Genomic DNA, 22723 nt, shown 5'->3' on the forward strand with positions numbered 1-22723 from the left:
GCTGTTTTGTTTTATGTGAGACTATTGCGGCTTATGGTGAAGGTGTTTTGTGGTTCATTACCTTTATGAACGACAGTTTTCTCTTTTTTTGATTGTGGTTTGTCGTTCTTCATCTTATGAAAACCAATTTCCCCAATTTTAACTGCCACTTTGGTCTTCATCCACCTTATGAAGACCATCTCTCCCTTCTTCCACCACCACTTTGGTCTTCATCCACCTTATGAAGACCATCTACACCGATTTCCACGACCACTTTGGTCTTCATCCACCCTATGAAGACCATCTACACCGATATCCACCACCACTTTGGTCTTCATCCACCTTATGAAGACCATCTACACCGATATCCAACTCCACTTTAGTCTTCATCCACCCTATGAAGACCATCTACACCGATATCCACCACCACTTTGGTCTTCATCCACCTTATGAAGACCATCTACACCGATTTCCACCACCACTTTGGTCTTCATCCACCCTATGAAGACCATCTACACCGATATCCAACTCCACTTTGGTCTTCATCCACCTTACGAAGACCATCTCCACCGATATCCAACTCCACTTTAGTCTTCATCCACCCTATGAAGACCATCTCCCCCGATTTCAACCACCACTTCGGTCTTCATCTCCTATAAAAACAACTAGCTATAAAACAAAAAACACCCAGGCCTCCAAAAGGCCTGAGCATTCCCTCAAAAACTAATTACTGTTCCTCTTCCGAATCACTCGTCACCACCGACGAACCACCATTCAAAAACGCATCTAACGCCGCTTTATTCTCTTCCATATCAATCTCTAATACAGATCCAGCATGAGAATAGCTTGCACTCGTATACGAACCTTCAACTGGAATCGTCATTGTCTCGATATCTTCTGGTGTGTTTAAAACAAAGTCTTTTAAAATCCCAATCACTTCAGCACCATCAACATTTGTTTCAATATAAGGTTGTACCGTACCAATTAATTTTGGAAGCTTCGTAACACCATTCACACTAATTAATTCGTCTTTTAAAGCATTAATTACTTTCTGTTGACGCTCAACTCGTCCAAAGTCACCTTTTGCGTCAGCACGATATCTTGCATACCCGAGCAGCTCTGCTCCATCAAGCATTTGCACACCAGGCTCTAAGCTTACACCAATGTTTTTGGACATGCTTTGTTCAACGTCCATCTCGATTCCTTCAGGTGCTAGAGTATCAACAACCTGCTGGAAGCCTTTGAAATCAACAAGTGCATAATAATGAAGGTCAATTCCAAAGTTTTCTTGAATGGTTTCTCTTAATAATTCAGGACCACCTAAGAAATAAGCTGTGTTCACTTTATAGTTTTTGTAATCTGGTATTTCAACATACGTATCACGCATGATTGATACAAGCTTGGCTGTTCCTTCTTTGGTATCATATTGGGCAATCATGATTGTATCAGTACGTGATTTCTCTTCTCCTCGTGAATCAATCCCGAGTAGTAGAACATTGATTTTTCCTAATTTATCAACTTCTGCTCCGTCAAAGTCTGTCGCAGCATTTTTATCAAAGCCCTCACCCGCTGCCTGTAGGCCAGTGTAATATTGATAAAAAATATAACCAGCAAAGCCAAGTATAAGAACTAGAAGGAAGAAAAACCCTCTAACAAATTTCTTTTTCTTTTTTTCTTTCTATGTCGATCTTGTCTTTTATTCATCATTTATCCTCTTTCGTAATAGATAGTAGATTACTAATAAGTAATTGTATCATTTTTTTCTTATTTTGAAAGTTAAATTTAAGGCACTTTTGGGAATTTTAAACAAATATTACCCTTGTATTCTATTCTGTTTGTCTATAGACTTAAATTTAATGATTTTATCGTAGATTTATATAGTAGAAGAAAACGGTATTGGAGGGTATTTTTTTGAAAAAGCAGCTATTATTTTTCCTGGCACTTGTGGTTTGTTTTACGATGATTCCACAACATTCAAATGCAGCCAGTCAACTAAATGGCTTTGATTCTATGAACCAAATTAGTGATGAAAACCAGATCATCATCGTGAATAACAATGGTGGCATCGGTGCTGTTGTCACAACATATGAAAAAAGTAACGGTGAGTGGAGAAAAGCTCTTCCAACCATGTCGGCCGTCGTTGGTAAGAACGGAATTTCAACTAAGCAACAAGAAGGTGACGGAATTACACCAACTGGAGTGTACTCTCTTGGCACTGCTTTTGGCTGGGGTGAAAAACCAGCTGGTGTTAAGCTGCCATATCGAACTACAACAGCAAATGATTATTGGATAGATGACCCAGCTTCTTCTGATTACAACAAATGGGTTACCTATAATGGAAACCCTAATACTCGCTGGAATTCCTATGAAATTTTAAAGCAGCCTCTTTACAAATATGCAGTAGCGGTTAACTACAATACAGACCCGATTGTGAAAGGAAAAGGAAGTGCGATTTTCTTACACGTATGGAGAAGCTCAACAAGTCCAACAGCTGGTTGTGTTGCTCTTGCAGAAGAAAATGTAAAGAAGCTTTTAACATGGATTGATCCTGCGAAAAAGCCAATCATTGTAATTGGAAAGACAATCCAAATTAACAATCTTTTAAATGATCATGCTGAAGAAGCAGCAAGTCAAGCTGTAGCAGATGCTCAAATAAAGGCCAATAAGCTAAGAGGGAAATACGTTGCATCATCTATAGAAGAAGTAACTCTTTCTCCACAGTTTAGTTCAGATTATTCAGCTGCGAAAATAGCTATTTTAAACGCACAAGCAAAAATCAATCTCCTTCAGAGTGCGAAAAAACATGAGCTACAACAAGGGGCTAGATGCCGTTAAACCCTATCAAATAAGATCAGCTCAATTTATTGATGCTATTAATTATGGGAAAAATGAAGTAGAACTTACGAGAAACAACGTTTATCAGTTTGTACAAAATGATGCATTTTCTCCTGAACTAGTTACATCGTATCATCTATTATCAGCTGAAATTAGAAAAGAAGAGCTCATAATAGGGAAGGTTTATGGAAGTGAAACACGCAAATACATGGCAGAGGCACTTGTAAAGCAAGCGAAAATTATTCGAGAAACAGTTATTTATGAAGTTTCTATTTATGAGCTATTAAATAAAATAAATAATCTCATGGCTCAAAACGATCAAGCAACCGCTTTAAAGGAACTAGAAAAACTCGATCGTTTAAAACATCGCGCAGTTGAAATTAAGGATGCAGGAAATAAGCTTTACCCTGGAAAATACCCAGATCTACCCGGCATGAAGGCTTTCTTAGAAACGTATGAAGCAGAAACGAGAAGCAAATTAAAGAAGTAATATAGGTAAGGGCAGCCTCTTCTAGGCTGCCCTGCTTATATTAATAATTATCTTTATTTTCTAAATACCAATCATAAAATACACTTGGTGTTTTATTTTCAAAATCAGCATTAAAAACATTGAAGGTGTAGCCACATGATCCTACATAATACCAATATGAATCTTCAGGGAACGAAGAAGGTACATAGCCTTGGCAAGCAGAAGAAGCATCTGCATACCACACAGCTCCATTTTCAGTAGAGAAATAATCAATTGCATTCACAATGTTAGTTGCCCATTCTCTTACAGCTTCATCATTTCCTTTTGCATTGATTTCATCTAATTTTTCTAAACTAGACCTAGAAAAGGATCTAAGGAAAAAGCCGAAATCATCTTCACCAACTGGTTCCATCGTCCATCCTTTTAGCTCAAGTAAACTACCTTCATCATTGATGTAAACATGATTCAAGTAAACTAAAAAGTCGTGAATTGTCCCTATTTCATATGGTACGATTTCTTTACTTGTATTCGCATTAAGCCGCTCAACAATATAGTTTTCCCACCAGTTTAAAGAACGATTAATTGAAGTTGGTAGGCTATCGTATCCTCCAGCTTCTTTGATTTGCTTCGCTCTTTTTTGTAGCCTCTCAAGCTTTGCGTAATCACTTTCCGCTTCAGATAATTGATTTAAGTCAAAGCGTTTATCAATGATATACAGCAATCTTATTTGAGAAATTTCATAAATTACACGTTCTTTTGCTACTTTAGCTGGTCGAACATACGTCGTATTTAAGTAATTTCTGTTAGAAGAACCTGATACTTTTCCAATTAGTAATTCTGTATTTCGGATTTTTCTTGTAAAAGCATCATATTGCGCATCCACATTATATAAATTTCCAGAGTTTACATAGCTATTAAACTTTGATAATTCCTTTTTCAATTCTTCTCCCGCACTCACTGCGCGCTGGTAATCTGAGTTCGACGCAGCATATGTACCTGTGGCTGGTATCATAAGCACAAAAGCAAAGATGAGAGATAGAATAACATTGAATCTTTTCATTTTGCACGCTCCTTTTATTAATCTGCTAAACCATTTTACCATTAAATAACAAAAGGATGAGTGTAACATTTTTACCATTTTTATTTCTGATTTTATAGAACAAAAAGCCCCCACAAATTATTGTGGGGCCTTAAAATTAATTCACAACTGTAATAGTTTTCAAGACATTTAGACCATTTTCATCAACATAATACTCAAGAGTTACATTACTACCATCTTTTATTGAATCAAAGTCAACATCTGCTTCTAATGTTTGGAAGATCATCGGTCCATGATCCGCATGGTCGACTTCAATGCTGTGTGTATCAACTTGTCCAATATAGACACCTTCTAGGCTTTCAGTGCTCACTTGCTCACCTTCAACAGCAGGTTCTTCCGTTGTTTCTTCCCCTTCAGCCTCTTCTGTTACTTCTTCTGATTCTTCTTGAGGTTCTTCTGTTTCTGTTACTTCTTCAGTTGCTTCTGTTGTTTCGTTTTCTTCTATTGTATTTTCTTCAGTTGATCCATTCGCGCTTTGTTTAACATCCGTACCACATCCAGCAAGGAAAATGGAGGTTAATAGAAATAACACAGCTAACATTCTCATTATGATCACCTCATTATACTTATTAACAATATGATATCAACAATGTCGAAATTGGTCAAAATTAATAAAGTACTATAAATCGTCAAAAAGATGTTGATAAATAAACGTTTGATTAAAATTCTAAACGTAAAAGACCCCCTATGAATCTCTCATAGAGGGCCTAAGAACCTTATTGAAGTGTTAACTTATATGGTGAAATGCTAGCATTACCATTTTTATCTTCTACTTTAAAGAAGTAAGTTCCTTTTTCAGGTTCACATAAAATTCTTCAGAATCTCCTTTTCCATAAAGATCCTTTTTAAGAATTTGCTTTCCGTTTGCCTCGTAAAGGCTGATTACACCATCTACATCCGTTGGTACATCTAGTGATACTTTATATTTCTGTTTTGCGTTTGGAATCACAAGCTTATAGTAATCAACATCACCTTTACCAGTTGATGGATTTAAGTAGCCTGTACCAGTTAATTTCCCACTCTTGTCTTTGCTTAGAGATATAGGTTTTGATGGAACATTATTTTTAATCACAGATCCTTTGTCTTCATCCACTTTATTTCCTGAAGCGAATGTAAACTTGTAATCTTTGAATGATGATGTTCCATAGTAATCAAACAATACAACAAAGTAACCTTTTCCTTTTGAAGCATTAAATGATCCACGTTCTTCATCACCAGAGAAACCGAAATCTGTAATTGTTAATTTACCTTCTTCTTCGACGTCTAATTCTCCATCTCCATCTGTGTCCTCAATGACAAACACAACTGGATCTAATTCTCTTTGAATTTGTTTAGGATATTTACTATTTGTTTTACTTTCCACTGGTTGTACTTGATATCCGTAAATACCATTTGAATCCGGTGTGAAGTAGAACATGTCCATATCTTGCTCTGTTGAGAAGTTACCAGTGATCGTTCCTGGTTTTAACTCTGTAGCTTCTGCATAAACATCGTTTGATTCTTGCTTATCAACTGGTGATTCAGCAACAAACTTGGCAGAGAACGTGTACTCGTTAAAGTTTGGACGATAGTTCGGATCTGCTAACTTAATATAGTATGTTTGATCAGCTTTTAATCCCACATACGTTTTCTCATTCATTGATACTCCAACCATATCAAAGTATTGATTAGACGCTAGCATAATAAAGCTACCTGTTTCAGGATCTTGCTGATAAATTTCAATTCCAGCTTCTGCTCCATTGCTATCATAAGAAACTTCATATAATCCTGCTTTGTCTAGCTCAACAGAATACCAATCTTCATCACCACTATATTGGAAATAGCCTGTTTTTTCTTCATCCAAAGTGTATGGCATTGCTATCTCAGGAACAAGTGAATAATAATCTTCTTGCCCTCCCATTAGTAAAGCCAATAAATCTTCTAAAATACCATTTCGGATACTATCTTTTGTTCTATAAGCTTGTTCCACGTATTCCTCAGTTACTTCCTCTGAGTAATCATATGAAGCTTCAGGGAACTGATCTTCATCAGCTGGTAATACAGCTTTATCAAGTGTTACTTGATAAGGAATGTTTGAAGAAAATCCTCTTGTTAAATCTAGTTCTGAATCTAAATATCCCCACATTAACAATTCAGATAATGGGTTATTCGTTACTTCAAGAATATAAGTAGCTCCAGGCATACCAGTAAATGTGAACGATTCACCTTGTCCATATCCTTTGTCATTTACCGCATCGTAGAGCATCTTCTCTTCGATAACTTCCCCATCCATCTCAAATTTCTCAACCATATAAAGATTTAGGGTAACGTCAATTCCAGGAACACCTGTTGAACTAAATTCGTATGTTTCTGAACTATCACTGCTTTCAGGAATAGAGAACGTGAAAAAGTCACTATCACCGATCGCTAATGGATCAACAGGAACTTCTTCTTCAGCTGGTGTTTCTTCTTCTGAAACGGGTGGTGTTGCTTCAGTGAAATATAGGTTACCTGATTTGTATGGGAACTTTGTAATAGAAGCCATATTTTCTTCAGATAAACCATCTTCTTGTAACTCAGCTACTTTTTCAACTGTTAATGTGTACGTTTGTTTTGCTGATTCACTATATTTTTTCAGTGCATCTTTAACGCCAATCACAACCGTTCCTGCTTCAGGTGCTTTGTATAAGGAAGCCTCTGTTGCACCAACTGTTACATCGTTTACAGTTAGCTTTTCAGCTGCTGCTTCTGTTTCTCCTTCTGGGAAGAAATAAAGCTCATATTCATAGTCATTATTCTTTTTGTAAGGATCTAAGCTTACTTGTACATATTCTCCTGCATTTACAGGCAATTGATAGTAATCTGTTTGATAAAGCTTCGTAATAGCTCCTTTTTGAACAGATTTTCCTTCACCATCAAGTTTTTTTGCTTTTTCTACTAATTGATTCTCTGATACTTTTTGTACTGCTGGTATTTTGGAAGTATCATATTTTAAAGCATTAATAGGATTGATTAAACCAAATCCATAAGTAGTATCATACCCTCTGCTACCTAAATCTGTTGCAGTTGTATTTAGGATGTACTGAACTTGTTGTGGTGTTAATTTAGGATTTTTCGATAAAAGTAGTGAAACTGTCCCAGCTACCACAGGTGAAGCCATTGAAGTTCCATCAAGCTTCATAAATGTTGAACCGCGTTCTGCATCATAAGCTGAGCTATAGATGTCTTGACCTGGTGCAACTACATCAACAGATGAACCATAAGTTGAGAATTCAGCTAGCTGATTTTCTTCATTAGTTGCCCCAACGCTAATAACACCATTGAATGACGCTGGATATTCTAGCATTTCAGAGCCACTATTACCTGCTGCTGCAACAACTGTAATATTTGCTTCAATTGCTTTATCAATTGCTTCTTTAATAATTGGAGAAGGAACTGTTGATCCAAGGCTTAGGTTAATAACTTGTACCTTTTGTTTAACCGCCTCTAAAATTCCTTCTGCAACAGAATAATCACTTGCAAACATTGAGCGATTAAATACATCAATCGATACGATTTGAACATTTGGGTTAACTCCATAGCCACCCACTTCATTGTTCTTCTCAGCAGCAATAATTCCAGCTACATGTGTACCATGTAAATCTGTTGCACCCTTTTTCATAGGATCCATAACATTATAGTTATAAACGATCTTATTCTTTAATTCAGGATGATTTGCATCAACACCCGTATCAACAACAGCTACTTTCACTTTGTTTTTACCTGCTAGTTTTGTAGCATCATCCATTTTAAGATTATCTAAATGATACATCTCAGATCTTTTGGTCCGGTAAACCAAGCTTAGAGATTTTAGCACTCTTAGAAACCGATTGAACATCAGCACGTTTCATATAATCTGCTGCAATTTTATCAAGATTCTTCTTATTCGTTACTCGAACAACGTCATATTGAAGACTGCTTACTTTCTTCACTAAAGTTGTACCCATTTTTTTATGAGTATTAGAGGAAATTCCCTTTTTGTACTTAACGACTAAAAGGTCCTCAAAGTACACTTCATCCTCACCTTTAGATGTTGGAAGAGATTGTACACTTGAATTCTTAAATCCAAGCTTGCTTAATGCTTCGTTATAACTCTTTTGTGCTTGCTCTGGCTGACTCGTCGCATAACTTACCTGACTTTGTCCCACAGAGGAAAAAGTCAAAGCTAAAGCAAATGCCATAACGCCTGCTTTCTTAAAACTTTTCATGTGCCTACCCACTTTCTTTTTTAATACGTCCACTTATTACTTTACGACATAATTCCTTTTTTTCCTCCTTTTTAAATGAGAATTTTTTTCATTTTGGTAAAATGGCACTTTGGGAGGGGGGTGAATCGTTGGTGCTATGGGGTTTGCGGTACTTTTAGACTATTTAATTATAAATTAAGGAAATTGGTGGAGCTTTGTAAATGATGAGGGGGTGATTGTTGATGTTACTATTGGGGGTATTATATAGATTTGATAACTTTTATTAATTTACCTCTTGAGTACGGACATAAATTTTGGTTGGGGTGGGTATTCTATATATGTGTGTGTTACCTTTTTGAGTGCTGGATTATGGCACTCCTTTTTGTATTAATTTTTAAACAATTTCTTCTAATGAAACATTACCATTACCAATAGGTTGAAGTAGAAATGTCTTCATTAATGATCTTGATGCCTGTTCATCTATAACATATGACAGACCTGATTCCTCTGCACCAAGCTAATACTTCTAGTTCGCCTTCATGAAGTTTTCCATATAATTTCTTTACTAGTATCTTATTCTCAACAAAATACAACTGGAAAGTTTCATCAATATATCCGATCTCACTAACCGGAACATAGTAACCTAGTTTCTTTGTTAGCCTATCTACTCCAGCTGTTTTGCTTCCTGTACTTCTTTTAAAGTTCCTATATGCTAAACGAATATTTTTTTCAATTGCCATAATTTCAATAATATGGTAAATATTTTGTCCTTCTTGGCTTTTGGAGTAAAATGTTTCGAAAATACCTTGCATATCATAGAACTCATTTTACCTTTACCTTAGCTTCATACGTTTCTCCAAGTCGCTTACCTCCTCAAATATTTTAAGGAGATAAAACTTTCTTAGTCTTACAAGAACTTTGATAACCGTTTTAAAAGCTATTAATAAGAAGTTGATTAACCTTCTGTTAGACTAATGGCTATCCCTCCACGTTGAAATATGTTAACCCATTGAATAACTTAGATGCTTCCTCTAATCCTGGTTGCTTCTCAACAACTGTAATGTTGTATGGATATTCATAAAGTAAAATCTTACCCATACACATCTAACATTCCCTTAAGGTTATGCACAATTCTACGCATTCATCGTTTAGACTCCTACATTCGGAATTTCCGTCGGTCTCACGGACTTTCGTTAGCATTGTTAAACATTCTCACTATACTTACTCGGACACTAGCAGTATGACTTGCATCGTTCCCCTTGGACCAGCTTTCATCAGCTTTACCTGTTACGGCAAGTTGTCCTACCTTGACATCAGGCCTCTAACACGATAAGTCTTACCCCTTAGTTCGTGCTAGTCGACCTCGTTTGTTCCCTTTAGGACGTTACTCCATCATTTGAAATCATTAACACATTCCCTCACCCATTACTGGATGCGTAATTTTTTCGTTAATAGCGTTATCCACCTTAATTTGACCGTTTTGCAACCTCAACATCTTACCTTGATGGTGTGGGATCATTGGGAGGTGTACATGACATACAATGATAGCATTTGAATTAGACGATATAGCAGACTTGAATACTTCACTACAACTGACAATACTTGCATTCAAACTTCCTACGTGACACACATTGATGTTCGTAGGTTGATTTTTCGTATCTAAGCACAGTTCAACAAAATACTCTTGATCTACTTGATCAAGAAATTGTTTAAATAGCTCATAAGCGTCTTCTGGACTTGGACTTGTAATTCTACGTTTCTTGTAAAGTAAAGATTCCCTTGCTTACTTCACACTCACAATGTTCACTCACTTCGCTGGCTCCTGCTTCTCCTCCTTCACAACATCAACAAATGGCAGCAGTAACTGCTCGGTGTAATCATACTTTCCCATCTCACATTCCTCCTAAAATAAAAATAGCTCTAATCCCTCACAAGGAATTAGAGCTTTATTAGAATAACTAATCTATGAATATAATATATGGTTGAAGTCTTGTTTGTTACGAATTATAAAAAAAGAATGAGAGTTACCATGTTATGATAACTCCCAAATATTTGTATATAAATAATTATTTTTAAGATTCTCCTAGTACAGCACTCCAAGTAGCTCCATCTTCTGTAATTGTCAGAACAGTATTAGCTGCTGTTGTATCATTAATTAAAGCATTTCCTGCTTCATCAACAATTTGACTTAAGTCTATAGTAATAGTTACACCTGTATGTTCAGTACTTGTTGTGTCATCTAAAGTAAATACAATAGTTCCGCCACCACTCAAGTTAGATGCAACTGTTGCCGCTGTTAATTCGCCTGAATTGCCGCTTACATCCCATGCCGATAGTGAATCACTTCCAGTGTTGATTTGTGTTTCTGAACTGCTGATATAAACATTTCCTGCTTCTGTTACTGTTACTGTTACTGATGTTGCAGTTTCTTCTGTAACTTTGTTGGCTACTGCTGGTGCCTCTGTATCTTCTTCATCTGTAGCTGTTGTTACTGAAGTTCCATTTGTTGGTGCTCCTTCATTTCCTGCTCCATCCACAGCTACTACAAAGTAGAAGTATTCTGTACCCGCTACTGCTGTATCATCTGTGTACGTTTGCGTTCCTTCCGCTATATCAGTTGCTACTTCTGTCGCAGTTCCATCCTCAATATCATCTGCTTCAGCTCTTACAATGCGGTAAGATGCAATATCATCTGCCAAACTATCTGTCCATTTAATTGTATTCTCTACTCCACCTGCATTCAATGTGTCTGTATCTGTTGTCGATACGTTCACTCCTGTTACTGCTGCTGGTGCCTCTGTATCTTCTTCATCTGTAGCTGTTGTTACTGAAGTTCCATTTGTTGGTGCTCCTTCATTTCCTGCTCCATCTACAGCTACTACAAAGTAGAAATATTCTGTACCCGCTACTGCTGTATCATCTGTGTACGTTTGCGTTCCTTCCGCTATATCAATTGCTACTTCTGTCGCAGTTCCATCCTCAATATCATCTGCTTCAGCTCTTACAATGCGGTAAGATGCAATATCATCTGCCAAACTATCTGTCCATTTAATTGTATTCTCTACTCCACCTGCATTCAATGTGTCTGTATCTGTTGTCGATACGTTCACTCCTGTTACTGCTGCTGGTGCCTCTGTATCTTCTTCATCTGTAGCTGTTGTTACTGAAGTTCCATTTGTTGGTGCTCCTTCATTTCCTGCTCCATCTACAGCTACTACAAAGTAGAAATATTCTGTACCCGCTACTGCTGTATCATCTGTGTACGTTTGCGTTCCTTCCGCTATATCAATTGCTACTTCTGTCGCAGTTCCATCCTCAATATCATCTGCTTCAGCTCTTACAATGCGGTAAGATGCAATATCATCTGCCAAACTATCTGTCCATTTAATTGTATTCTCTACTCCACCTGCATTCAATGTGTCTGTATCTGTTGTCGATACGTTCACTCCTGTTACTGCTGCTGGTGCCTCTGTATCTTCTTCATCTGTAGCTGTTGTTACTGAAGTTCCATTTGTTGGTGCTCCTTCATTTCCTGCTCCATCTACAGCTACTACAAAGTAGAAGTATTCTGTACCCGCTACTGCTGTATCATCTGTGTACGTTTGCGTTCCTTCCGCTATATCAGTTGCTACTTCTGTCGCAGTTCCATCCTCAATATCATCTACTTCAGCTCTTACAATGCGGTAAGATGCAATATCATCTGCCAAACTATCTGTCCATTTAATTGTATTCTCTACTCCACCTGCATTCACTGTGTCTGTATCTGTTGTCGATACGTTCACTCCTGTTACTGGCGTTATAGCAGGTTGGTCCAAATTTACCGCAGTTGCATCAATAACGTATGTCGCTTTTCCAATTACATTATTATTCGCATCTAACCACTCTAATTCGAGATTAGCTAATAGGAATTTATTTTCCTCTTTGTCATAGATCTTTGTACTTAGTAAGAATCCATTATCTAGTGGATTTACTGTATAGTCTTGCAGGTCATATATAGTATCACTTGATACTCGTACCTTAGTCGCTCCATCAAGCCTCATCAGGTGTATTTACTGCGTATTGTAAATATCCATTACTCGTTGCTACATCAGTTGTATCTAATTTTTCTAACGTAGTTATACCTGTTAATGTAATTGTATTTGTATCGTTATTAACTACACTGTTTAAACCTAACCCAGTTGCTGTTTTATGAGAGATTGGATAAGGAGATTCATCATAAGCTTCTAATAATGCTTGTGGTAAATCTGTATATAATTCTACATCTGATAGTAATCCATTCTTCACTGCATTGTTATACGTTTGAATCGCTGTATTTAACTCTGCTACTGCTTGGTCTACCTCACCTTGTGTTGCGTTTGTGTCAGCTACTACTGCTTCTGCTACTGTAATCGCTCCAGTAAATGCATCTAGTTCTGCTTGTGTTGTCCATTTTGCTGTTGTTAATACATCTGATCCTTCTTCTGATACTGCTACGTTTGTTACTGCTTTTGCCTCATTAACTTTTGTTGTTAATGCTGATGTATCTACACCATCTACGGCTAAAATAACAGCGGATGCATCAATAGTGTAAGTCGAAGTTGCCACTACTTCATCAGTTGCATCTAACCATTTTACAGTTACAGTATTTTTTACAAATTTCTCACCTTCCTGTGCATCTGCATCATAAATTAATTCATTTAACAAGTATCCATTTGTTAAACGATCGTCACCATCTGTTGTAAAATTTGCAAGATTATACGTATTACCACTTGGTAATTCAATCTTCGCTACATCAGAAACCCCTTCTGGACTATTGATAGCGTATAGCACATAGCCATCATCACCAGGAGTACCAGTATTTGTTGATTCTAGTTGAGCTACAGTTGTTCTTCCACTTAACTTAATCGTGTTTGTTTCAACATCAAAACTAGATATTAACCCTAAACCTGCTGCTGTTTTATGTCTGATTGGTAAATTTGCATTATCGTATGCATTTAACAATTGCTCTGGTAATGTGTCATATACTACAACATCCACGCTAGTTCCAGCCTTTTGTGCTGCTGCATAATCACCCATTGCTGTTTGTAGATCAGTTACTGCTTGGTCCACAGCTGATTGTGTTGCTGTTGTATTACCTAATACTGCTTCAGCTGCTGCAATTGCTTGATTAAATGCATTTAGTTCTACTTGTGTAGTCCATTTATCAGTTTTTAGCACGTCTGATCCATCTACTGATACTGCTACGTTTGTTACTGCTTTTGCCTCATTAACTTTTGTTGTTAATGCTGTTTTTGTTACCGCAATTTGGTCACTCGTAGCTTGAGTAACAGTAGTATAAGCTACCTTATTCCCAGCCGAATCTCTTACTACAACATTAAAGTAATACGTAGTTCCTGCAGTTAATCCTGTAACATTCAACGTGTTTATATTTAGCGTTCCACCTGAGTTTATAAGCGTACCATTTGCTTCAGCATTAGCTACTGAACCAATATTATTTGATGTTGAACTATAAACGTAATATCTTAGGTCTGATTGAGAAGTTACATTATCAGTAGCCTTAGTCCAATTCAAATTAAGTGATGTTTGAGTAACTGATGCCGCTGTGATCGTACCAGTTGCTCCAGCAACAGGCGTAGTTTGGTCACCACTAGAACCCGAGCCACCACCAGAACTCACCGGCGGCACAGTAGTATTATTCGGCACCTCAACCCCATCCGAATCCTCAACTCTACCTTTATTATCAACAACAATCTCATCTGTTACTGACTTATCCTTCTCAATCTTCTTAACAACTGCATTCTCTGCAACTGAAATTGCAGCATTACTATTATTAATTTTTACAAGCGTAGAAGATAAATCCCCTTTTAACAGAACCAGAGAATTTTTATCTTTCGTCTCAACTTGAAGAGATTGTAATAATGCACCATTTTCTGCATCAATTGTTGCTTTAGCATTAAGAATCATCTCTAATACTTTAGCGCTTGCACCTAATTTAACCTCTGCACCTAGTCCGCCTACTGTTACCTTAGAAGATGATAGATCTCCATTTAAGGAAACAACTCCAAGACCTTGAGGAGGCTAATTACTAGGGATGGGATTTTCACGCCAGTTTCTGCTGTGATATTTGCACTTTGATTAAGCACTAGTTCACCAATGATGCTAGTTTTTCCAAGGATCAATTGGATAGGTACTGGAATATCTAAGATGCTTGCTATCCCTTTAGTTGTTGATACAACTTTTTGTTCCTCAACTTTGACACTTCCTGTTACATTGACGTTTGTTAATGTAACTTTACCAGCGGAACCGTCTACACCTCTAAGAATGATATCTCCTTTTACCTCAAGGTTCTTCAACTCAATGAATGTACCTTCAGCAACTGTAACAACGATATCTTTTTCAATTGTTTGAACTTCATCTTCTCCGTAAACAGTCGGCTTACTGGCATCTGTTGAAGTTGCTTCTACATTAATTGTAAAACCACTTTCAATTACTTCTTTGGCTTCTTTTAAAGAATCAGCCATTTTCTTTAATTCTGGGTATTTTCCTGGGTGAAGTTTGTTTCCTTCTGCTTTGATCTCAACAGCTCTTTTTTCGAGACGGTCTAATTTTTCGAAGTTTTCTTCAGCTTCTGCAACTTTACCTTCTTCTAACTGTCGAGTGATAAGATCTTGTAAAGTGTAGCGTGAAACTTCATAGATCACTGATTCTCTAGCAATCTTTGCATCTAGAAGGAATTTACCACGTACTAATTCACGGTTTTGTTCACCGTATACTTTACTAAAAACACGTTCTGCTCTATTAATATCTGCTGATAATTCATGGTATGTTTCAACCATATCTTCATCAATAACATCTTCGTTTATGTATTGTGTTAATTCATTTGTTTTAGCAATTAGTGCATCTCCAACTTTAATTGCGTCAATTAATCTTGCTGCTTTTGACTGAGTATTTTTTGCTGCATCTAACTGAGCAACAAGAGCACTTTTATTTGAGGATACGTTCGCAAGTGCTTTTTCAGCTACTTCAATATCCTTCTTCGCTTTGTTATAAGCACTGATGAATTCCTTAGAAAGGCTGATACTTTTTACTTTACTTAGGTCGTAGTATCCTTTTAATTGATTGGAAGAATCATAGGCTTGTTTAACTAGCTTTGAAACATCAGTTGCTGCAGATGCATCAGCTGGTCCAGCTGCTACAAATGCTGCCCCTGTTAAAGCGGTAACCGCTGCTGCTTGCATAAGTTGTTTTTTCATTTTTTTCTTTTTCTTCAAAATAAACACTCCTATACTAGTATTTTCCACCTAGTTATATTACCACATTTATACAATAAGTGTGTAATAATATGTATTTTTCTTGAAGAAAATTGGTAAAATTGTGTTTTAAAGGGGTTTCCCACTAACATTTATAGTAAAAAAGGATTATTCACAACTAACTTCTTAATCATTCCATCTAGTAAGTAACTATCTCTCAGTAAATAATCAAAACTAAAAAACTATATTTTAATTTGCTCATAGGTAATGAAACCTATTTTCCATTCTCTGCAAATTAAGTTAGAATACAAATATAGACATATTTTTAAAAGGAGCTCAAGAATGAATTACCATTTGAACATAGTGAAATTTATTTAGACCACAAATCAGCCTTTATCAACTACAGAAAGCAGAAGCTATCAAAGGAGTTTTCCCCAAACTGATTTTGCTATATGTTTTATGCTTAATCACTTATGCAACCAGTACATATTTCGGAATCGGAACGGAAACTTATTCTGGAAATATTACAAATTATACGTTATCAGAATATGAATCTGGCAAACTTCTATTACTTGGCGGAAAGCTTATTTCTAGCATTCTGTATCCAACCCTTTTTATCTGGTTTGCCTCCATATTTTTTTGGATCTTTCTAGAAATCCCTTATATAAAAGTAGTCATCGTGCAATCGTTTGGATTTGCTTTTCTACTACTTGGACAAATTGTAACAATGCCAGTTTTGGTTTTACTTGATCTAAATCTGGTAAGCAATCCTTTTTCTTTTGGTGTACTTAGTCAATACGCATTTGAACATGAGTATTGGAACTCTTTTTTCGGTTCCATCACATTGTTTCATCTAGTAGCATTAATGCTTCAATACTATTACTTAGCATCTCTTAGTGAAAAAAATAGATATGTTGCTCTTACTCTTTTGATTTTGTTCTACCTAATATCTTGGCTACTAACAGGGTTAATGGCATTCATTAAAATCCCTGTATTATTCTAAGGAGGTGGAAGATATGAAAAGATGGGTAAGTATTGTGTTAGCAGTTATTGTGATCGGATTTATTGGAACAAACGTTTATTTAATTTTTAAAGAAGATAGTAAGGTTCAGCATACCGTTCATGTTGAAAAATGGTCTCGAGTACAGGAACGAGACATTGTTGAGACGTTTGAAACAGATGGGATCTTGGTCCCGAAGGAAGAACAGGATGTATATCTTCCACTGGAAAACATTGAATTTCAGCAATTTCTTGTAGAAGAAGGAGATGAAGTGGCGATCGGAACTCCTTTATTTTTATATACATCACCTGAAATCGATTCTTTGAAAGAAACGCTCGAAACAGAAATCACACAGGTTGAGGGTGAAATAGAAGGTGTTGAAGACTACATCGACTCTCTAGAAGACTATCAAAGCTCCATCCCTACTACCACATCTGAAATAGAGGTAGACTCTATTCTGGAAGATGGATTAAAGATTGATGTACATGCATCCTCTGAAATGATTGAAAGCACAATTGAGCAGGAAATTTATAAGCAGGAGCTTGAAAAACGAAAGCTTGAAGAACAAAAGACGAAGTACGAAAATCAGTTAGACAACATTAATGAACAAGAAAATTCGGCCTCTATGGTCAGTAATATCGACGGAGTTGTTGTTGAAGTTAATAAAAATCTCGGAAACCCTATTATTACAATCGCATCAAATGAATTAGCGATTGAAGGAGAATTTTCAGAACAGCAACTAAAAAAAGCTGAAACTGGTATGAAATTGACTGCAACTGCTTCTGGCGAGAACAAGAAGCTCGAAGGAACACTTGATAAAATCAATCCATATCCAGTCAATGAACCAGCAATTGACAAGGAAAATGCGTATAACTTTGTTGCAAGCATTCTTGAACAGCCAGAAACAGCACCAATCGGGACAAAAACAACGGTTTCTGTTGTAACGGCAGAAGCAATTGATGTACCGGCAATACGTGATGGAGCGATTCATGGAAAGAAAACTTCTTATGTTTATCAGTTAAATGAAGATGGACAAATTAAGAAGAAAACGGTTGAAAAAGGTTTGAGTTTTGATGGTTATACGGAGATTGTTAAAGGTTCTGACATTGGAGAAGTTACGATGCTCAGTCCAGAGAAATCACCTCAAACTAACACTAGCTTTGTAACCGAAATGAAGCCGAAGCAGATTACAAAGGCCGCTTTGAAGGACTTTACTTCTCGTGAAGTATGGAAATATATATTGATTGGTTTGGTTGAGAGATAATTAGAAAAACCCGAGTATGTAAGAGATACTCGGGTTTTAGTTTTTGAAGTGCAAAATTAGAAATAATTTTACTATTCGCACTTAGATTAGCAAAAATGCTTGGAACATTGTGACTCCAAGCATTTTTACATTATTTTGCATAGAACTTTTACTAAATTTCAAAAGATAAACGGAAAAATTCCGTCTAAATAGAGAAATACCAGCATTTTTCACAAAATAAGGGGAATTACTCCGCTTATATCGGCCTTTTAAGCATCTATTGTATACTATAACCGGAATTTTTCCGCCTATTAATTGCTGTATTTCTTCGAAAAAATCAACAATGAATAACATCAGAGAGTCTTAACTACCATAACCCTGCCACTTTCAGTACATCAATCTCCTCGCACACTGACACTAATTTTGCCATCCTGTTAAAAGAATGCTAATTAAGCTTTTGTACTCGAAAACCGAATTACTTAATAGTAGAAACTCAGGTTTCTTATTGGTTATGATTCAGCGTGTAACAATCACCCGAACTTCTTTCTCAACTTCTTCCAATGTTTCCTCAATCATTACCGGCAGTAACTCATATCCACCTACCTGCTTAATCGCATCCGCTCTACCTTTCAGACGTTCTAAGACAGATAAATTTGCCTCAGCCTTCACTAACTGATTTTCGGCAGTCAATTTCCGCATTACTTCTATTAATCTAAGCTGCGAAACTTCATAAATTGTCCGTTCTACGGCAATTTTTGCAGGTCTAACATAGGTAGTATTTAATGCCTGTCGATTTGAAGCTCCACCAACTTGTCCAATTTTCACTTCCGTTAAGCGAAGCTGTGCTGTTAGTTGATCATATTGGCCGTCCACTACATAAAGATCTCCATTGTTAATCGCTTGGTTATATCTATTTAGTAAACGGGTTAACAACGCACCCTGTGTCTCAGCTTCACTTTTTCTTAAGTCGGCATTTATTTTACTAGGTAGCGATTGATATCCACCTGACTGCTTAATGCCAATTGCTCTTTTCTTTAAACGCTCAAGCTTCTTTGTTTCACTGATGGCTTGGTTTTCATTTCCCTCATTAATAGTTGATTGAATCGCATCTAATAGACGATATTGTGAAACCTCAAAAATCGTTCTTTCTACCGCAACTTTCGCAGGCCTTACATACCGTTCATTTAAGTTAGCACGATTAGAGGAACCTGAGACTTTACCAATTTTCATTTCTACATTTTTCAATCTCTTAGTTAAAGAGTCATAGAGTGTATTTACCTTATTAATATCTCCAGCTTCAATCGCTTTGTTATAAGCTGCTAACTGCTGAAGTAATTTTTCCCCTTCAGCTGAAGCAGAGCCATTCAAACCAAAGAAGCGATCAACTCCGTTCGCCATTCCTTCAGCAAGCTTTTCTTGATAGGCATTTGTTGATAGCTTTTGATCTTCCTCTGGATTTGACATAAACCCTACTTCTGGAAGAACAACAGGTTGTTTTGCCCAGTTAAAGCCCGTGATATCAGTTCGCGGTGATAAACCGTCGCCATTCGCCTTATTGGCACTGGTTGACTTGATCACTTCATTAATCATGTGAGTGGCTGCTAGTTTACTTTTTTCATTGATGCTTTTTGTATATGAGCCTGATGGATATAAAACATGAATACCTGTTATATTTCTGTTTGTGCTTCCATCTGCATGAACTCGGATTGTTAAATCTGCACTTTTTGCATTACAAAACTGTGCGCGATCCACATTGCTTAAATTCACATCATGATGTGTTCTTGTCATATATACCTGATAGCCTCGTTCTTTTAACTTCTCTTCTAGCTTTTTAGAGATTTCTAAAACTAGCACATATTCTGGCTTTTTCGTTGAAACGCCTTGTGTACCTGAAGATACTTTAGCTTTCATTGTTTTAGACCCTGGTGCGTTTGGTTCTTTCGTATTATTACCTTTTCGTTGATGACCTGGGTCAATACAGATAACCTTAGATTCAGCGGCTTGTGCTTTAGAATTTGGATGAAAAATACCAACCACTAATATTAGTCCAAGTATGATGTTTACTATCTTTTTATTCATTTGTTCCCCTCCGAACTTTCATATCCAACTATATTATCGGCAAAGGAATGTTGATATTTAGTGCTTATGTAAAAAAATTACAACAAAAAACCAAGCCCTAGTTCTAATGAGCAAGGCTTGGTTAAGAACTACATTATTCAGCTACATCCGTAATACGACCTTCAATCACCGGTTCAACCGTCACAAGATTCGCCACATAATCTCTTAAGTTCTCCCAATCAGATAAACCTAAGTCTGTTACGCGTCCTGCAGCGTATGCATCAGCGAAGACTGTATAGCCGTCTCCACCTTTTGCTGTGAAGGCATTTGTTGCGATTGCGTATTCTTTTGCTGGATCAAGTTGAACGAAGTTACCTTCCGTTTCTTCTACTTCTACTGTTACGATACGCTCACCTTTTGGCTTGCTGCTATCATATGTGAATTTCATGCCTGAAACATGTAAGAATCCACCGCTTTCGTTTGGTGCTTGTCCTACGCTGTGTTCAAGGGCAGTTAAGATTTCCGCTCCAGTTAGGTTCATTGTTGCTAGTGTGTTTCCAAATGGTAATACGGTTAACACATCACCTAACGTAATTTCACCCGCATCAATAGAAGCACGAATTCCGCCACTATTTTGCATCGCAATGACTGTATTTGGCTTAAATTGTTTCGCTTTAGCTAGCATACCATCTGTGATCAAGTTACCTAATTCTGTCTCACTGTTACGTACACTTGGTGCTGTTGGATCTTCAGCTGTTGTCCGTGGATTTGATAGTTCTTTTGCTGCTGTTGCACCTGTTGAAGTGTCTCTGATTGTAGCGATTTGATCAGAATATTTCTTCAGCAATTCTGCTGCTTCTGCATTTTCTTCTTTATCAGCTACTTTAATTAGCTGAGCTGCTTCATTTGTAATGATACCTTCATTATTAAATTCAACATCTACAGTACCTAGATATTCACCGTATTGGCTAGCTTGAACAATTAAAGTTGGGTCCTTTTCTACACCTGCTTCGTCTTTGTTAACAACAGTACCAGTGTCTAGCTTCGTATGACTATGACCACCAACAATAATGTCAATACCATCTACCATTTTCGCAAGCTCAAGGTCATTATCATATTCTACATTGTCATCATAGCCGATATGTGTAATCGCAATAATCTTGTTAATTCCCTGCGCTTCAAATGCTGCAACTGCTTTCTCAGCTTCAGCAATGTAATCTTCAAAAACAACACTACCTGGGCTTGAAATATCCGCTGTTTCTTCTGTAGTTAAACCGAAGAAACCAACTTTTTCACCGTTAACTTCTTTGATAACACCACTATAAGCTTGACCATTAGCAGGCTCTTCAGTAATTTCATCATGAAATAGATCCTTCATGTTCTCATCCGCTGAAAAGTCAACGTTCGTGCTAACAAATGGGAACTCGGCACCTTTCACAAAATCAGCTAATGCCTTATGTCCTTCAGGGCTTGAACCCAGGTCAAACTCATGGTTACCAAACGTCATAAGATCATATTTTACTAGATTCATAAATTCAAGGTCTGCTTGTCCTTTGAATTCATTGAAGTACAGAGTTCCAGAGAAAACATCTCCTGCGTTTAGTAAAAGTGCTTCTGGATTTTCCGCTCTTACTTCATTCACAGCTGTTACAAACTTTGCGATGTTTTCGATGTGTGCATGTGTATCATTTGTATGCATAAGAGATAATTCAAATGGAAGCTTTTCTTTGATCTTGTCTTTACGTTCTTTTGCTTTTTGCGCCATTTCAGGTAGATTCGGGTACTTACCTGGGTGTAATTTATTTCCTGCTTCTTTAATCTTAACGGCTCTTGTTTCTAAGCGATTGAGCTTTTCGTAAGCAGCCTTCGCTTCATCTATTTTATTGTCTACTAATAATTGATCGATTTGATTTTGTAGGGTATGCATAGAAACTTCGTAAATAACCGTTTCTTTTGCAATTTTTGCATCTACTAAAAATGCGTCGCGAATCACTTGTCGATTTCCTTCACCATACACCTTACTGAATACTCTTTCCGCTTTGCTCATTTGTAAGGATAATGCATGATACGCGTCAACAAGCTCTGTATTTAATGTATCAGCTTCAACAAGTCCGTTTAACGTCTCTTGTAATGCTTGTAGATCTTGTCCAGTTTTAATTGCATCAATGATTCTAGCTGCTTTTAACAATTTATCTTTGGCTACATCAAGCTGCGCTATTAGATTTTTCTTTTCTGAACCATCTTTTAGTTGCTGCACCGCTTTTTCAGCTTTTTTAATATCTTCACTTGCTTTTGCATATGCTATAGAAAAGTCCGTTGATATCGCAACGTTTTGTTGATTTCTCACATCATAAAACTTTACTAGCTTATTCGCTGAAACATGCGCCTCTGCGACAACGCTTTGAACGTTTGTTGCTGCCTCCGCCTGTGGACCTGCCGCGACAAAAGCTGCTGTGACAATTGCTGAAGTAGCTACTACTTGTGATACTTTTTTTGTTTTTTTCATTAAAAAAAGCTCCCCTTTTTCATTCGTTTGATAAAAAACAGCCACAATCAAAAACTGGAGAAGACGTTATCCTTCATCCCAAAATGAGTATAGTATACAA

18 protein-coding genes are annotated in these 22723 nt (G+C 36.9%); 4 read left to right on the plus strand and 14 right to left on the minus strand.

Annotated features, from left to right (window positions below; all coding sequences use genetic code 11):
* Positions 1-11: 11 nt before the first annotated feature.
* Entirely contained in the window at positions 12-161 is a 150-nt protein-coding gene (locus tag MVE64_RS10805) for a hypothetical protein (protein ID WP_247346373.1), read from the minus strand.
* A gap of 545 nt (positions 162-706) precedes the next feature.
* A complete protein-coding gene (locus MVE64_RS10810) occupies positions 707-1417 on the minus strand; it encodes an LCP family protein (RefSeq protein WP_247346375.1) in 711 nt (236 codons plus the stop codon).
* Positions 1418-1890: 473 nt separating this feature from the next.
* Here MVE64_RS10810 and MVE64_RS10815 point away from each other — a divergent pair, with 473 nt between their 5' ends.
* Both MVE64_RS10815 and MVE64_RS10820 read left to right on the plus strand, forming a co-directional pair.
* Positions 1891-2814 (plus strand): L,D-transpeptidase family protein, encoded by a 924-nt coding sequence (locus tag MVE64_RS10815; RefSeq protein WP_247346377.1) that lies wholly within the window; start codon positions 1891-1893, stop codon positions 2812-2814.
* Positions 2783-3304, plus strand: coding sequence for a hypothetical protein (locus tag MVE64_RS10820; RefSeq protein WP_247346378.1), 522 nt, complete (start codon positions 2783-2785; stop codon positions 3302-3304). Before MVE64_RS10815 ends, MVE64_RS10820 begins: the two co-directional genes overlap by 32 nt.
* Before the next feature lie 40 nt (positions 3305-3344).
* Here MVE64_RS10820 and MVE64_RS10825 read toward each other — a convergent pair whose 3' ends face one another.
* From MVE64_RS10825 to MVE64_RS10865, 10 genes are all read right to left on the minus strand, one after another.
* Positions 3345-4343, minus strand: a complete 999-nt coding sequence (locus MVE64_RS10825) for a hypothetical protein (RefSeq protein WP_247346380.1) — start codon at positions 4341-4343, stop codon at positions 3345-3347.
* Positions 4344-4479: 136 nt separating this feature from the next.
* Complete coding sequence (locus MVE64_RS10830) at positions 4480-4929, minus strand: hypothetical protein (RefSeq protein ID WP_247346381.1); 450 nt, start codon at positions 4927-4929, stop codon at positions 4480-4482.
* A gap of 222 nt (positions 4930-5151) precedes the next feature.
* Positions 5152-8172, minus strand: coding sequence for a S8 family peptidase (locus tag MVE64_RS10835; RefSeq protein ID WP_247346383.1), 3021 nt, complete (start codon positions 8170-8172; stop codon positions 5152-5154).
* A 1-nt stretch (position 8173) separates the two neighbouring features.
* The gene (locus MVE64_RS10840; protein ID WP_247346385.1) at positions 8174-8608 is read right to left on the minus strand and encodes a S8 family serine peptidase; all 435 of its coding nucleotides are present in this window, start codon (positions 8606-8608) and stop codon (positions 8174-8176) included.
* Between the two features lie 455 nt (positions 8609-9063).
* Positions 9064-9399: a hypothetical protein gene (locus MVE64_RS10845; protein WP_247346387.1), complete on the minus strand. Its 336-nt coding sequence runs from the start codon at positions 9397-9399 to the stop codon at positions 9064-9066.
* Between the two features lie 166 nt (positions 9400-9565).
* On the minus strand, positions 9566-9691 hold the full coding sequence (locus tag MVE64_RS27390) for a hypothetical protein (RefSeq protein ID WP_281730475.1): 126 nt from the start codon (positions 9689-9691) through the stop codon (positions 9566-9568).
* A 301-nt stretch (positions 9692-9992) separates the two neighbouring features.
* Complete coding sequence (locus tag MVE64_RS10850; RefSeq protein ID WP_345740831.1) at positions 9993-10337, minus strand: JAB domain-containing protein; 345 nt, start codon at positions 10335-10337, stop codon at positions 9993-9995.
* A 322-nt stretch (positions 10338-10659) separates the two neighbouring features.
* Complete coding sequence (locus MVE64_RS10855; RefSeq protein WP_247346389.1) at positions 10660-12627, minus strand: fibronectin type III domain-containing protein; 1968 nt, start codon at positions 12625-12627, stop codon at positions 10660-10662.
* Positions 12617-14530, minus strand: coding sequence for a fibronectin type III domain-containing protein (locus MVE64_RS10860; RefSeq protein WP_247346390.1), 1914 nt, complete (start codon positions 14528-14530; stop codon positions 12617-12619). The genes MVE64_RS10855 and MVE64_RS10860 overlap by 11 nt, the downstream gene beginning before the upstream one ends.
* Positions 14531-14613: 83 nt before the next feature.
* On the minus strand, positions 14614-15837 hold the full coding sequence (locus MVE64_RS10865) for a hypothetical protein (RefSeq protein ID WP_247346392.1): 1224 nt from the start codon (positions 15835-15837) through the stop codon (positions 14614-14616).
* 424 nt (positions 15838-16261) lie between these two features.
* Between MVE64_RS10865 and MVE64_RS10870 the strand changes: the two genes are divergently transcribed.
* Together MVE64_RS10870 and MVE64_RS10875 are read left to right on the plus strand one after the other, a co-directional pair.
* Entirely contained in the window at positions 16262-16819 is a 558-nt protein-coding gene (locus MVE64_RS10870; protein ID WP_247346394.1) for a hypothetical protein, read from the plus strand.
* A gap of 13 nt (positions 16820-16832) precedes the next feature.
* Entirely contained in the window at positions 16833-18080 is a 1248-nt protein-coding gene (locus MVE64_RS10875; protein WP_247346395.1) for an efflux RND transporter periplasmic adaptor subunit, read from the plus strand.
* 495 nt (positions 18081-18575) lie between these two features.
* Here MVE64_RS10875 and MVE64_RS10880 read toward each other — a convergent pair whose 3' ends face one another.
* Positions 18576-20138, minus strand: a complete 1563-nt coding sequence (locus MVE64_RS10880; protein WP_247346396.1) for an N-acetylmuramoyl-L-alanine amidase — start codon at positions 20136-20138, stop codon at positions 18576-18578.
* A gap of 133 nt (positions 20139-20271) precedes the next feature.
* Positions 20272-22623 (minus strand): 5'-nucleotidase C-terminal domain-containing protein, encoded by a 2352-nt coding sequence (locus MVE64_RS10885; RefSeq protein ID WP_247346397.1) that lies wholly within the window; start codon positions 22621-22623, stop codon positions 20272-20274.
* Positions 22624-22723: the final 100 nt, after the last annotated feature.

Origin of the sequence: Metabacillus endolithicus (assembly GCF_023078335.1) — a bacterium.
GTDB classification, from domain to species: domain Bacteria; phylum Bacillota; class Bacilli; order Bacillales; family Bacillaceae; genus Metabacillus; species Metabacillus endolithicus.